Genomic DNA, 13,208 nt, shown 5'->3' with positions numbered 1-13,208 from the left:
TCGCATGACATGATAATGTGCTTATCATAACCGAACAAGCATGACTCACAACGGGATGTTGTCATGCTTCTTCCACGGATTCTCCAGCGCCTTGCCGCGGAGCTTCCGTAGGCCCAGCGCGATACGACGCCGCGTCGAATGGGGCTGGATCACTTCGTCGATAAATCCCTTCGACGCGGCGACGAACGGGTTCGCGAACCGTGCCTCGTACTCCGCGGTGCGCTCGGCGATCTCTTCCGGAGTCTTGCCGCGGAAGATGATCTCGACCGCGCCCTTGGCCCCCATCACCGCGATCTCGGCGGTCGGCCACGCATAGTTGAGGTCGCCGCGCAGGTGCTTCGAGGCCATCACGTCGTACGCGCCGCCATAGGCTTTCCGCGTGATGACGGTGATCTTGGGCACGGTCGCCTCGGCATAGGCGAACAGCAGTTTCGCGCCGTGCTTGATGATGCCGTTATGCTCCTGCGCGGTGCCGGGCAGGAAGCCGGGGACGTCGACGAAGGTCACGATCGGGATTTCGAACGCGTCGCAGAAACGCACGAACCGCGCCGCCTTCTTCGACGAATTGATGTCGAGCACGCCAGCGAGCACCATCGGCTGGTTCGCGACGAAGCCGACCGTGCGCCCTTCGATGCGGCCGAAGCCGGTGATGATGTTGGCCGCGTGCGCCGGCTGCGTCTCGAAGAAATCGCCCTCGTCGACGGTCTTCCGGATCAGCTCGTGCATGTCGTAGGGCTGGTTCGCCGAGGCCGGGATCAGCGTGTCGAGGCTCTCCTCGATCCGGTCCCATTCGTCCGCTGTCGGGCGCTCGGGGACACCGTCACGGTTAGACGCGGGCAGGAAGTCGAAGAAATCGCGCGCCGCAAGCAACGCCTCGATGTCGTTCTCGAACGCGTTGTCGGCGACCGACGTCTTGGTCGTGTGAGTCACCGCGCCGCCGAGCGCCTCCTGCGTCACGACCTCGTTGGTCACCGTTTTCACCACGTCGGGGCCGGTGACGAACATGTAGCTCGAATCCTTCACCATGAAGATGAAGTCGGTCATCGCGGGGGAATAGACCGCGCCGCCCGCGCAAGGTCCCATGATGAGCGAGAGCTGCGGCACGACACCGCTCGCGAGCGCGTTGCGCTGGAACACCTCGGCATAGCCGCCGAGCGAAGCCACGCCCTCCTGGATGCGCGCGCCGCCGCTGTCGTTGAGGCCGATGATCGGCGCGCCGACCTTCATCGCGCTGTCCATCACCTTGCAGATCTTCTGCGCATGACGTTCGCTGAGCGACCCGCCGAACACGGTGAAATCCTGGCTGAAGACGAAGACGAGGCGGCCGTTGATCGTGCCCGATCCGGTGACCACGCCGTCGCCGGGGATCACCTGGTCCTGCATGCCGAAATCGACGCAGTTGTGCTCGACATACATGTCGAGCTCCTCGAACGATCCTTCGTCCAGCAGCACGTCAAGGCGCTCCCTCGCGGTGAGCTTGCCCTTGGCGTGCTGCGCTGCGATCCGCTTGATACCCCCGCCCACTCTTGCGGCTTCGCGGCGTCGTTCAAGCTCTTCGATCGTCGATGACATCGTCTCTCCGTCCTGCTGATTGCCTTCACAGAGCGGGATGCGATGCGCAAATGCAATGTTGCAAACTTGTCGGGTGGAGGTTTGCAAACTAGGCGGGGGCATGACCCTCCCCGCTCGTCGCCTCTTCGTCGGACACCGCCTGCGCGACCTGCGCCGGGTCCTCGGGATCAGCCAGGCGGCGATGGCGGCGCGGATCGGCCTGTCGGTGAGCTATCTTTCGCAGATCGAGAATGGCGACCGGCCGGTGACGGAGGGCGTGCTGATCACGCTCGCGCGCGAGTTTCCCGCGGATTGGGGGAGCATCGACGCGGCGGACGATACCGCGTTGCTGATCGCGACGCTGGAGGCGGTGTCGGACACGAGCGTCGAGGCGCCCGCGCTCGACGAGAGCGCGGTGCGGCGCGCGGTGAAGCACCAGCCGTTGTTGGCGCAGCGGCTGGTCGCGATGCACGATGCGTACCGCCGCGCGCAGGAGCAGTTGCGCGCGCTTGACGACCGGCTGGTGGCGGGGTCTGGAGCGCCTCGGTTGCTGCCATGGGAGGACGTGCGCGACTGGTTCCACGCGGCAGGTAATTATGTGGATACGCTCGATCGGCGGGCGGAGGAGATTGGCGAGACGTTGGGGGCGGATCGGATCGCGGCGCTGGAGGCTCGGCTGGCGGTGCGAGGCGTGTCCGTGGCAATCTCGGGTGCGCTGGCCGCCCCTTTGCGCGATTATGACGGCGCGACCCTCAGGCTCGACGGATCGCAGCCGGGCGAGACGACCTTGTTCTCGCTCGCGCACCAAGTCGCGCGGCACGAGTTCGGCGATGTCATTGGCGGCATCGTCGCGGCGTCGGAAATGGCGTCGGAGACGGCGCGCGCACTGCTGACGGCGGGGCTGACCAACTATGCGGCCGGGGCGATCGTCATGCCCTATACGCGTTTCCGCACCGAAGCTCGGAGCGTGCGTCACGATATCGACCGACTGCGGCGGATCTTCGGGACCAGTTTCGAGCAGACCTGTCACCGGCTCTCGACGTTGCAGCGCCCCGGCGCGCTCGGCATCCCGTTCTTCTTCTGCCGCGTCGACATGGCGGGGAACATCACCAAGCGGCACTCCGCCACGCGGTTGCAGTTCGCGCGGTTCGGGGGGGCGTGTCCGCTGTGGATCGTCCACGAAGCGGTGGCGATTCCGGACCGCATCCTGACGCAGCTGATCGAGACGACCGACGGCATCCGCTACGTCTCGATGGCGAAGGGGCTGGTGAAGCCGTCCGAGACCTACACGCGGCCGGCGCGGCGCTACGCGGTGGCGCTCGGGTGCGAGGAGGCGAATGCGTCGGAGTTCATCTATGCGGATGCGCTCGGGACGGGCGGGATCGCGACGCCGATCGGGTCTTCGTGCCGGATCTGTTTGCGGACGGACTGCGACCAGCGCGCGTTTCCGCCGGCGGCAAGTGGGATACGAGTCGATCCGGACCGGCGCGGGGCAGTGCCGTACGAGGTGGTTTAGCGGCGTCTACCGCCTGCTGCACCACCCCGGCGAAGGCCGGGGCCCAATTGGGGGACAGCGATAACGAGGGACCGCGAGCCGTTACTTCCGACATTCCAATTGGCCCCCGGCCTTCGCCGGGGTGGTTGCTGTAACTCAGGCCGCCACCGCCGGGTCCTTCGGAAAGAAATGCTCGATCACGTTGTTCGTCAGGCGCGACGGCCGCAGCGTCTCCGCATCGAGGCAGCACCAGCTCGACTTCACCTCGGCGAGCACATCCTCGCCACGCTTGATGATCGTCTCGTAGAACGCGCGCGCGCCCTGAACCTTTTCGAGCAGCACCGTCGCGATCACGTCGTCATCGAGGAACGCCGGCTTGCGGTACGTGATCTCGTGTTTCAGCGCGACCCACAGGTGCCCTGCGACCGCCTCGGCGGGCGCGAGGCGCTGCCAATGGTCGATTACGGCAGCCTGCACCCATTTCAGATAATTCGCATTGTTGACATGACCCATGAAGTCGATGTCGGCCGGCTCTATGCCGATGGCGTAGGTATGGGGAATCGCTGTTTTCACGCGCGATATATAGCATGCGAACATGAACATAGCGATGACGGGCGGAGGCGTTCGCCGACATAAATGCCGGCATACATAGCTACCGAGCCCTAGTCCGGTTGCCGGCGACTTGGAACATAGCGACGGACGACACCGACGGGGCTGACCCTAAGGCGACCGCCGAGGCCGCCCCCACTCCACCGGCATCATCGAGTTTGCGCGTTCGTGCTTTCCAAGGCGCGACGTAGGGGCCAGCCCTGCGACGGATCATTCGCGATCAAGCGCCGCACGGCCGTCTCGGCGCCAAGTTGATTATAGTGACCGGCATCGAAATACAGCAGATCGCCGTTGGCGCCCTCGACGATGCAACGCCTTTGCGGACACATTGCCTGGAGCGGAGACAGATACGTGTACCCAATCGTCTTTGCCTGCGCCGCGAGTTCACGATCGTTATTCCACAAGCGCGGCTCGATGGTTCGTGCCAGCAGCCCCGGATCGTTTCGCCTGACGCTCTCCGCCATGATCCGCGGGACCGGCATCGAATATTCAGGGGTTGGGCCCATTACGATCAGGGGAATGCCTTTACCGGCGAGCCGATCGTGAAGACGCTTAAGTGCAGGAATATCCAGCCGGATCCAGCGCCAGGTTACGACTACCGCGTCGGGCCGGGCGGTATCGAGGTCCCGGACCAGTACCTGATGCATTAGGTCGTCGCATACCCGACCGGTCGGGAGCGGATCCAGCGGCATCTCGCATCCAAAGACAACCGCTGTCTGGAAATGCACCTGCGGCAATACGGTGGTGAGCCCACGCCACATCATCGATGCATGGCTGTCCCCCACCAGCAGCCAGTCAGGCTTGCCCGGCTCCCGACTGAGACATCGGGTCTTGTCGAAATCGCTAACGCTGCTCTGGTTGTCGAGAAAACAGTTCGCTTTGGGCTTGCGCATCGATCCAGCCTGCCCGCCTGACCTCGCCAATGACAGCACAGCGGCGGAAAAACGTTGCGGGAGGCCATTGGTCGCCAGGATACCGATCTGCAGCAGCGAAGCGATCGCGACCAGTCCACCGCACCAAGCACCCAGTCTGCGTGGCGTCATCTTGCCACGGAATGGCCCTTCAACGAATTTCCAGGACGCAAATCCCAAGATCGCCGTCACAGCCAGAACGATAACAGCATCGTATATCGACAGTTTTCCGATCAAGCGATGCTGCCGGTAGAGAACGATGACGGGCCAGTGCCAGAGATACAGCGAATAGGAGGCAAGACCGATATAGCGCGCGGGAAAAATGCTCAGGGCGCGATGAACCATCGTCGACGTGCCCTGTCCGGTGACCAGAACCAGCGCCGCACCCAGGCATGCCGGTAGAACGACCAGCCCCGGAAACCCGTGCTCCGGTCGTACCAGCAGCAGGGAAGCGGCAATCATCCCCAGCCCCGCTGCGGCGCCGAACATGCGCGCCAGCATCCTGGATTTCAACCAGTCCCCCCGCACCTGCGAGGCGAGGACGCCGACCATCAGCTCCCACCATCGGCTTGGCAGGAGATAAAACGCCGCCGCTGGGTTCGTCTTTACAGCAGTGGCACTTACCGCCAGCGAGATCAGGGCCGTCGCGATCATGATCGGCAACAGCGATCGCTTCCATTTAGAATGCGCGATCAGCAACGGCAGGAACGGAAAAACGAGGTAGAATTGTTCCTCGACGCCTAGCGACCAGGTGTGCAGCAACGGCAAGGTTGCGCTATCCGCCGCGAAATAGTCCGACGTGAAATAGAAGAATACGTTGCCGATGCAGGCCAGCGCCGCGAGCGCACTCTTCGCAAGGCTCGTCAACTCTTCGGGATAGAGCGGGATTGCCGAGACGATCGTCGTGACGATAATCATCACCACGAACGCCGGGACAATTCTGCGCAGGCGCCGCAGGTAGAAATCGCCGAAGGTGAACCGACGCGCAGCAACGCTCGCGAGGACGATTCCTCCGATCAGATACCCCGATATGACAAAAAAGATGTCGACACCCAGTCCACCCGCTGGAAAGCGGGTCGGAAAAAGGTGGTAAATGATGACCGCAACGACCGAAATCGCGCGCAGGCCATCGATGTCGCCCCGGTAAGGGGTGATATGAACCGGAGCCGTCCGGTCTGGTGCTACGTTCGGTCCAAAACGATCAGTCTGGGTCACATGCGCAACCGACCCCGCCTCCGTATTCATAGCGCTCTCTCCGGGCGCGGGATTAGCAACCCTCATTTAGATAGCAATACGAGCAGCGGCGTCCAGCCGGACCGATGATTACTGACAATTTTGCATATCTTTACAAGCACTTGGTGCTCATGTCACCATTTATCTAATTTCCAGTAAATGGCAGGAGAATATTACCGCCGTGTCGCGACGGGCGGCCCCATCGCATCCAGCGCTTCCGATATGAGGGCTGCCACGACCGTCCAGCCGAGTGCTTCTGCATCAACTAGCGCATCTTCCAGATGCTCGCGAAGGCGTTGATCGGGCTTGAGCGCGCGTTGGGGCATGCACCATTCCAGTCCGGTGGAATTCGGCCTCGAAAGCCTTTGCTTGGCTGGTGAGATTATTGTCAGCCATGGATCGCGTCAATCGCGGCGTGCTGGTGTTCCGCAAAACCATATGCTCCTCAAAACCATGCCGCATGGCACCCGCCGCGATCTGAATGGTTGTTCCCGAAGGCCATGCCGGCCGGAGAGACGAACATGAAATTGACCGGAAAATTCGATACGCGCCGAGAAGCCGAGATGACCGTCGAGCGGTTGGTCCAGCAATTCGACATAGATCGCGCCAAAGTCGTGATCGCGCCGGAAGGCGAAGCGAATACCGCGGGCATCGAGGAAGCGGGCTCCGACTCCGCAGCAGGCGCCCCGAGCCCCGAGGCTCGCGATGATGCCGAGTTGAACGGCAAGGTGGTTGTCACGGTCGAGGTTGCCGACGACGTCACGGCCGGCGAAGTCCGTACTGCATTCAACGAGTTCGATGCGTCCGAGCGTTCGGCGACGTGACCGTGGCGGATACCGCGACGCAAGCCCGCCAGCGTGAAATCGCTACCGAGCACCTCCTGTTCAAGCTGATGGAGTATGTCGAGGATCGTCACCACGGGCTTCTCGACTTCATGGAAAAGAGCCTCGATCACCTCGGCGATCCGGCTGCCGACATGACGAAAGACGACGATGCCGTTCGTCTGATCGCCCAAAAGATGATCGCTGGGGCGCGCAAGCAGGGCGTCCGCTAGCATCCTCGATAGCCACTGCGCCCGGCTATGCCGCGCTGAAAAGCGGGCATCGCCGGGCAGAGGATTTCATACTCGGCCGGCTTGGCTAGTTCAGTGAGCTCGGACCGAATCGCGCCCAGCATGGATACACCATCCTGTGCACCCAAGTATTTTTGCAAACCTCATGAAAGCATGCCTGCCCATCGCACGAAGCCACGGTTAGATACCGCAAGTCCATGATGGCGACACGAGATCGTGCCCTCGTTATCGATGCGCCGAATGCTTTTAAAGTGGTGCCCCACAGGGGCTAAAGCTGGGCAACCAGATCGTTGGACTATTCAAATCGAACGCCACTCATCGAAAGGTCGCGGCACCGGGATCGCGGGATCTTCAGATCGTTATCGCCCCGGTGTCGTCGCGTTCAATCTCTCGCATCGCGCAGCGCTTCCAGCTCGGCCAGCCTCGCCGGATCGTCGGCTGCGAGCGCTTCTTCGAGATAAAACCCATACGCGATATTGCGCACTACCTCTTGCGCTTCACCACTATATTCCGCGGGGATAACAGCGAAGGCGTCGACCAACTCGCGGAGGAAACCCTTGTCCAGTGCTTCAAGCTGGGCGCCGAGTACTTCCATCATCTCAACAGCGGCATCAGCATCCAGCGCATCTTCCTCTGTCAGGTCCGCAAAAATCACAAACCGAGCAATGATGCGGGCGACCTGTATGGCTATCATGGCTTCACCACCCTGACTTTGATGTTGGTGACGTTCATCTTCTTCAGTAGTTTTAGCGCTTTGATCATCTGGACTTGGGTGGGCACCTCCCACGTGCCGATAAGTCGATGTTGCGCCAACACCTGAGATTGTCGCAATAGCTGTGCTCGCGCATGCGGCGCGTCCCCTACGCCCCACTTCCGATCAATCACGTATTCGCCTTATATGCCGTCGAACTTGACCGGTCGCTTCGAGCCGTCCGGCATCGTCCGCATCAGTGTCGGCGCCTGACCAGGGCGCGCGCCAGTCGCTGAGTCATTATAGGCTTTCCAAGGTTCGTCGGACTTGATCGTCTCTTTTGCCCAGCCGATTTGCGGCGGATCAAAGGTCGGGCGCGGCCTCGCCACGCGAAGGCGGCGCAATGCGGAAACCCTGGAGAGCGCTGCCCCCGGCGTGGCTGCCAATGCGGCGTTTGCTGCGACCGCCCCCGTAGCGCGACCGATATCGCGCGCCGAGGCGTTGGCGACCGCCCCCGCTGCACGCGATACTGGGACGCGAGCCGGCGTCTCCTCGGCAGCGATCGCGGTATCGATCATGCCCGCAATCCCACGACCAGCGTTGCGAATGGTCGTCACCGGATTTGTCGTCAGTGCCGCATGAACCCCCGTCACCGTTTCCTTCCCGACGTCGTAAAGCCCTTCACCGACGCCACCGACGAATTCAGCAACCGGGTTCGGCGGGCTACCTGCACGCGATCCAGCGTCGCTTTGGGGGAGTCCCGGATGGCCCGGGTTCCGCTCTACGCTGGCCATCGCCTACCCACGTTCCGACCCGTAATGCTTCCGACTTTGAGCGTCTGGCGGCGCGCGACTTGCTGCGATCACTCATGCTTGGTTCGCCGGTCGGATCGGCGCCGCTCGAGCCATAATGGCTTCCTGCGCCTGCGAATGTGAACCGACCGTCTTCAGGATCGTGCCATGGATCGAATTTGAGTCCGACACCCTCGGGACTTTGCGCTGTCGGCAGCCTACCGGTTCGCAGCCAGTGCGAAACCCCTGACTTGTGTTCGCCATCCGCTGTCTGAACCATGCTGCTTCCCCCACCCGCTCGTGCAGCAAGAACATCTGATCAACAAAATCGAACATTGCAATCAGCAATACCTCGTTAGGGCAAAATCATAAAACAAGCGCCCGCAGAAAACTCACCCCATCAGAAATTTATCGGTTACCAAGACTTCGCGAGAGCGGCTGGACCCAATAGCGGGGGGCAACCCGGTCTATCGATGTTTTGCCAAATGAACCGAATTGCTGCCTGCATTGCTGACATGCTGTCGAGATCCCAGTCGGGAAAATCGTCAATGAGCGCACGCCAGCGTGAAGCATGGATAAGCGTCCTCACAGAGGGGCGTGGGCCCAGCTCAGGAAAGCAAGGACGAAGGGCTTGAGATTGAAATATGGATTGGGGCGGTGACGCGCCGGGGTATTACCAGAGCCGTTTCGCCGTAGAAAGTGCCGCGCCTTGGTCGCTCTATGAGGAAGCGCATGGCCCCCCCAACCGCGGGGGGACCCTGGTGCCCCACAGGGAACAAAGATGGGCACTCAGATCATTGGATAATTTCGGTCAGTCGTCAGTGATGTAAGCATCGACGCTGAACTGTGCGGCCTTGAGATTCCCACGATTCCAAGTGCCGCCGTTCAACCCTTCGCGTCGCGCAAAGCTTCCAGTGCCGCCAGCTTGACCGGGTCGCCTGCTGCCAGCGCGTCTTCAAGATAGTAGCCATAAGCTATGCCGCGCACCACCTCTTGCGCCTCGCCGCTGTATTGTTCCGCTATGATCGGGAACGCGTTCACGAGCTCACGGAGAAATCCCTTGTCCATCTCTTGAAGCTGACCAGCCAAGGCTTCCATCATCTTCACGGCAGTGTCGAGGTTAAGGTCCTCTTCGTCGGTCAGTTCGAGAAAGACGGCGTACTGCGCAATAATCTCTGCAACCTGCATAGCGATCATGGCTTCACAACCTTTACGTGGATGTTGGTGATGCTCATCTGCTTGAGCAGTTTCAGAGCCTTGGTTTTGTCGACAGGCGTGGGGACCTCCCACAACCCGATCAGACGGTGTTGTGCCAATGAACCGCCCCGTGTTTGTCGGAGGCTCCAACTCCTGAGAAGGTGGAGCCATGACGAGCAAGACGACGAACAAGTTTGCGCCCGAGGTCCGCGAGCGAGCGGTGCGGATGGTTTTCGATCACGAGCGGGATTATCCGTCCAGATGGGCGACCGTGGTATCGATTGCCGAAAAGATCGGCTGCGTCCCGCAGACGCTGCATGAATGGGTCAAGAAGGCCGAGGTCGAAAGCGGCAAGCGTGCCGGTGTCCCGGCCGAGGTGGCCGACAAGGTGAAGGCGCTGGAACGCGAGGTCCGCGAGCTGCGGCAGGCCAACGAGATTCTGCGTAAGGCGTCGGCATATTTCGCGCAGGCGGAGCTCGACCGCCCGTTCCGGCGATGATCGCTTTCATTGACGATCACCGCGATGCCTATGGGGTCGAGCCGATCTGCCGTGTCCTGCCGATCGCCCCCTCCACCTACTACGAACACGTCGCGCAGCGACAGGATCCAGCGCGGCTGTCGGCGCGGGCGCGGCAGGATGTGGCGCTCAAACCCGAGATAGCCCGCGTGTTCGCCGAGAACTTCGCGGTCTACGGCATGCGCAAGGTCTGGCGGCAGATGATGCGGGAGGGCTTTCCTGTCGCGCGCTGTACCGTGGAGCGGTTGATGCGCGAGATGGGCTTGGCAGGCGTGATCCGGGGCAAGCCGGTGCGTACGACCATCAGCGACAAGACAACGCCGTGCCCACGCGATCACGTCAATCGCCAGTTCTTCGCGCCAGCGCCGAACAGGCTTTGGGTGTCGGACTTCACATACGTCGCGACTTGGGCGGGGTTCGTCTACGTCGCCTTCGTCATCGACACTTACGCCAGACGGATCGTAGGCTGGCGCGCCAGCAGGACGGCGCACGCCAGCTTCGTCCTGGATGCGCTCGAGCAGGCGCTTCATGACCGCCGACCGGTTCACCGTGGTGGCCTGATTCACCACAGCGACCGCGGGTCGCAATACGTGTCTATCAAGTACACCGAGCGCCTTGCCGAGGCCGGCATCGAACCATCGGTCGGCAGCGTCGGCGACAGCTACGATAACGCTTTGGCCGAGACGATCAACGGGCTCTACAAAGCCGAGGTGATCCACCGGCGCGGACCTTGGCGCAGCTTCGAAGCTGTCGAATATGCCACGCTCGAATGGGTCGACTGGTTCAATCATCGTCGGCTACTCGAGCCTATCGGCAACATCCCGCCTGCTGAAGCCGAACACCAATATTATGCTGCCGCAGACAACATCGATATGGCGGCGTGACTCACAACCCAAGGTCTCTGGCAGACCCGGGGCGGTTCAGCACGCTTCCAAACCCAAAGCGCCCCAAGTAGGACCCAAACGGCTGCCCACCGGGAACACAGTTCAGCGTCAGCCGCCGCCTTCCCGTGTGGAAGTGCACATTGAACGTGGTGCCACTGCATCGGATATGGATCCAATTGTAGGCAGGAAAACGGCAACTCAGGACATTACTCTAATTAGAACTCCGCTCACGTTAAGATACTGATCATGATCAACCAGACGGTGGGCTAGATAACTGTTGCTACATTTAAAAGAGCTTTCTGTGCTATGTCGCTTGAATATAAGCGGTAATTGGTCAGACGGGTGAATTCATGACGTGTCAAACAAGGGCTTGCTCATTTCTTGCAAGAACCCGCCAGCCATCGGCACTTACGTCGACATTCGACGTGGGACACTGGTGATCATTGGCAGAGTAGTTTGGAAGGGTGGAAGCCGCTTCGGCGTGCAGACGCAGGATCCCGTTAGCATAGCCGCCCTTGTGAACGAACCCGTGCTGAAGAGCCGTCCGTCGGCGTCGGACCGGCATAGTCTGACGCGGGAAAAGCCAGGTCAAAGTGTGACCCAACGCGCCGAACGAAATCGACAGCGCTCGTCCACGATTCAATTCGTATGCGTTGTCATCGCTGGTTTAGGGGTCGCGTACTTCGCGGCAATCTCTTGTTATCAGGCTCTCGCGGTGCCCTTGGGAACTATAGCGAACGCCCTTGGCGGCGGGGTTGCCCAGTAACCGGTACGCGGGATCGAGCCCAGTTCCTACCCAAAGCGCCCCAAGCAGGACCCAAACGGCTACTCATCGGAAAGACCGTTCAGCCTCAGCCGCCGCTGTTCCCTTGTGGAAGTGCCATGAAGTAGTGGTGCCGCTTACAGGACTCGAACCTGTGACCCCCGCATTACGAATGCGATGCTCTACCAGCTGAGCTAAAGCGGCCCGACGGCGGATGTCTCCGGTCGAGGGGGCGGCGCATAACAGGGGGTTTTCGCGCTGACAAGCGGTTTGCGTATTTACGGGTCTTTTACCATGGCCTCGTATATGCCTGACCGTGAATTTGGGGGCGTTTGGCATGAATACAGTACGCGGGCGAGATGACGGGCGGCCCGGCGCTACGGCCCCCGCGCACGACGCGGCGGACGCAGGCGTCAACGACGTGATGTTCGATCTCGGCGGCGACGAGCGGCGGATGCACGTGCGCGCCTATAATCACTGGGTGTCGCTGCTCGACGGACGCCCCTATCCGTCGATCGCGAACCTCGAGCCCGAGACGATCACCGATTTCGGCCCGCACAGCGTGCTGCTCGATTTCAGCCATGGCATGGGCGACCCGAAGATCGCGTATCTCGGTCGGGCACTGCGCGAGGAATGCGGGTTGGAGGGGCCGATCGCGACGATCGCCGACGTGCCGAGCCGGTCGCTGCTGTCGCGCCTCACCGATCATTATCTCCAGATCATCGCCAATCGCGCGCCGATCGGCTTCGAGGCGGAATTCGTCAGCAGCCGGGGGCGCACGACGTTGTACCGCGGCATCCTGATGCCGTTCGCATCGGCCGGCGAGACGATCGACTTCATCTTCGGCGTGATCAACTGGAAGGAACTCGCGGACGCCGGCATGCAGGTGACCCTGGCGGCCGAACTCGACGCTGCCGTCCGCGCGACGCCGCAGGCCTTGGGCGAGACCGCGCAGGTTTGGGCCGATGGTCCGAGCGGCGGTTTCGCGAGCGCAGCACCGGTCATGCAGGAACTCGTGCTCGACGAACCCCTGCCCTCGGAAACGCTGCCCTCCGGAATAGTACCGGCCGGCCCGCTGGGCGAGCACCTGGCGATGGCACGCGAGAGCGCCGCGCAATTCCGTGCCGCCGAAGCCCGCAGCCGCGCCGCGCTGCACCGGGCATTGGGTCGGGCACATGATTTTGCCGTCGCGGCCGAGCATGAAGGCGACGATCTCGCCGCCCTGCTGTCCACCGCGTGCCTGCCGGGCGAGGATGCGGCGATGGCGCAGATCGTCAAACTCGTCTTCGGCGCCAATTTCGATGCGGGCCGACTCGCGACGTTTACCGACGTGCTGCGGCATGCCCAACGTCATCAGGTGCCGATCGGCGGGCTGCCGAGCTTTCTGGACGGCTATGACGGCGACCTGACCGCGATCGCCACTGCGGAGTGCGCCGCGGCCTAGGTGCGCCGCGGCCTAGGTGCGGCGCAGCATATCTCTTCGCACCTGCCACA

General features: G+C 61.9%; 12 protein-coding genes, 1 tRNA gene and 1 other annotated feature. Of the genes, 5 read left to right on the top strand and 8 right to left on the bottom strand.

Annotated features, from left to right (window positions below; translation table 11 throughout):
- Window positions 1-45: 45 nt before the first annotated feature.
- Window positions 46-1,572 (bottom strand): acyl-CoA carboxylase subunit beta, encoded by a 1,527-nt coding sequence (locus tag U1737_RS17485; protein ID WP_307087423.1) that lies wholly within the window; start codon window positions 1,570-1,572, stop codon window positions 46-48.
- 100 nt (window positions 1,573-1,672) lie between these two features.
- Between U1737_RS17485 and U1737_RS17480 the strand changes: the two genes are divergently transcribed.
- Window positions 1,673-3,067, top strand: coding sequence for a helix-turn-helix domain-containing protein (locus U1737_RS17480; protein WP_332797661.1), 1,395 nt, complete (start codon window positions 1,673-1,675; stop codon window positions 3,065-3,067).
- Between the two features lie 135 nt (window positions 3,068-3,202).
- On the opposite strand, the gene U1737_RS17475 is transcribed toward U1737_RS17480, so the two are convergent.
- The 3 genes from U1737_RS17475 to U1737_RS17465 all read right to left on the bottom strand — a co-directional run bounded on the left by U1737_RS17475 (window position 3,203) and on the right by U1737_RS17465 (window position 6,125).
- Window positions 3,203-3,619: an acyl-CoA thioesterase gene (locus tag U1737_RS17475; RefSeq protein WP_332797660.1), complete on the bottom strand. Its 417-nt coding sequence runs from the start codon at window positions 3,617-3,619 to the stop codon at window positions 3,203-3,205.
- Between the two features lie 185 nt (window positions 3,620-3,804).
- Window positions 3,805-5,781, bottom strand: coding sequence for an acyltransferase family protein (locus U1737_RS17470; RefSeq protein ID WP_332797659.1), 1,977 nt, complete (start codon window positions 5,779-5,781; stop codon window positions 3,805-3,807).
- A gap of 191 nt (window positions 5,782-5,972) precedes the next feature.
- Window positions 5,973-6,125 carry a hypothetical protein gene (locus U1737_RS17465; RefSeq protein ID WP_248524530.1) on the bottom strand — a complete coding sequence of 51 codons (153 nt, stop codon included), beginning with the start codon at window positions 6,123-6,125 and terminating at the stop codon, window positions 5,973-5,975.
- A gap of 195 nt (window positions 6,126-6,320) precedes the next feature.
- On the opposite strand from U1737_RS17465, the gene U1737_RS17460 reads away from it, so the two are divergent.
- Both U1737_RS17460 and U1737_RS17455 read left to right on the top strand, forming a co-directional pair.
- Window positions 6,321-6,623, top strand: a complete 303-nt coding sequence (locus U1737_RS17460) for a hypothetical protein (protein ID WP_332797658.1) — start codon at window positions 6,321-6,323, stop codon at window positions 6,621-6,623.
- Window positions 6,620-6,853: a hypothetical protein gene (locus U1737_RS17455; protein WP_332797657.1), complete on the top strand. Its 234-nt coding sequence runs from the start codon at window positions 6,620-6,622 to the stop codon at window positions 6,851-6,853. Before U1737_RS17460 ends, U1737_RS17455 begins: the two co-directional genes overlap by 4 nt.
- Window positions 6,854-7,253: 400 nt before the next feature.
- On the opposite strand, the gene U1737_RS17450 is transcribed toward U1737_RS17455, so the two are convergent.
- The 3 genes from U1737_RS17450 to U1737_RS17440 form a co-directional block, all read right to left on the bottom strand.
- The gene (locus tag U1737_RS17450) at window positions 7,254-7,565 is read right to left on the bottom strand and encodes a hypothetical protein (RefSeq protein WP_332797656.1); all 312 of its coding nucleotides are present in this window, start codon (window positions 7,563-7,565) and stop codon (window positions 7,254-7,256) included.
- A 200-nt stretch (window positions 7,566-7,765) separates the two neighbouring features.
- Entirely contained in the window at window positions 7,766-8,140 is a 375-nt protein-coding gene (locus U1737_RS17445; protein WP_332797655.1) for a hypothetical protein, read from the bottom strand.
- Between the two features lie 1,098 nt (window positions 8,141-9,238).
- Entirely contained in the window at window positions 9,239-9,550 is a 312-nt protein-coding gene (locus tag U1737_RS17440; RefSeq protein WP_332797654.1) for a hypothetical protein, read from the bottom strand.
- A gap of 169 nt (window positions 9,551-9,719) precedes the next feature.
- On the opposite strand from U1737_RS17440, the gene U1737_RS17435 reads away from it, so the two are divergent.
- Window positions 9,720-10,951, top strand: a protein-coding gene (locus U1737_RS17435) for an IS3 family transposase (protein WP_443027152.1) whose coding sequence is annotated in 2 segments (ribosomal slippage) — window positions 9,720-10,017 and window positions 10,017-10,951 — 1,233 coding nt in all. Because the reading frame shifts where the segments join, the coding sequence is not laid out codon by codon here.
- Window positions 10,004-10,120 (top strand) — a sequence feature (AL1L pseudoknot). (Overlaps the previous gene by 117 nt.)
- A gap of 891 nt (window positions 10,952-11,842) precedes the next feature.
- On the opposite strand, the gene U1737_RS17430 is transcribed toward U1737_RS17435, so the two are convergent.
- Window positions 11,843-11,918 (bottom strand) — tRNA-Thr (locus tag U1737_RS17430).
- Window positions 11,919-12,051: 133 nt separating this feature from the next.
- Between U1737_RS17430 and U1737_RS17425 the strand changes: the two genes are divergently transcribed.
- Window positions 12,052-13,158: a PAS domain-containing protein gene (locus U1737_RS17425; protein WP_332797652.1), complete on the top strand. Its 1,107-nt coding sequence runs from the start codon at window positions 12,052-12,054 to the stop codon at window positions 13,156-13,158.
- Window positions 13,159-13,208 lie beyond the last annotated feature (50 nt).

The sequence above is a fragment of the Sphingomonas fucosidasi genome (genome assembly GCF_036663855.1).
Lineage (GTDB): Bacteria > Pseudomonadota > Alphaproteobacteria > Sphingomonadales > Sphingomonadaceae > Sphingomonas > Sphingomonas faeni_B.
This window is presented reverse-complemented; position numbering and strand designations above follow the sequence as displayed.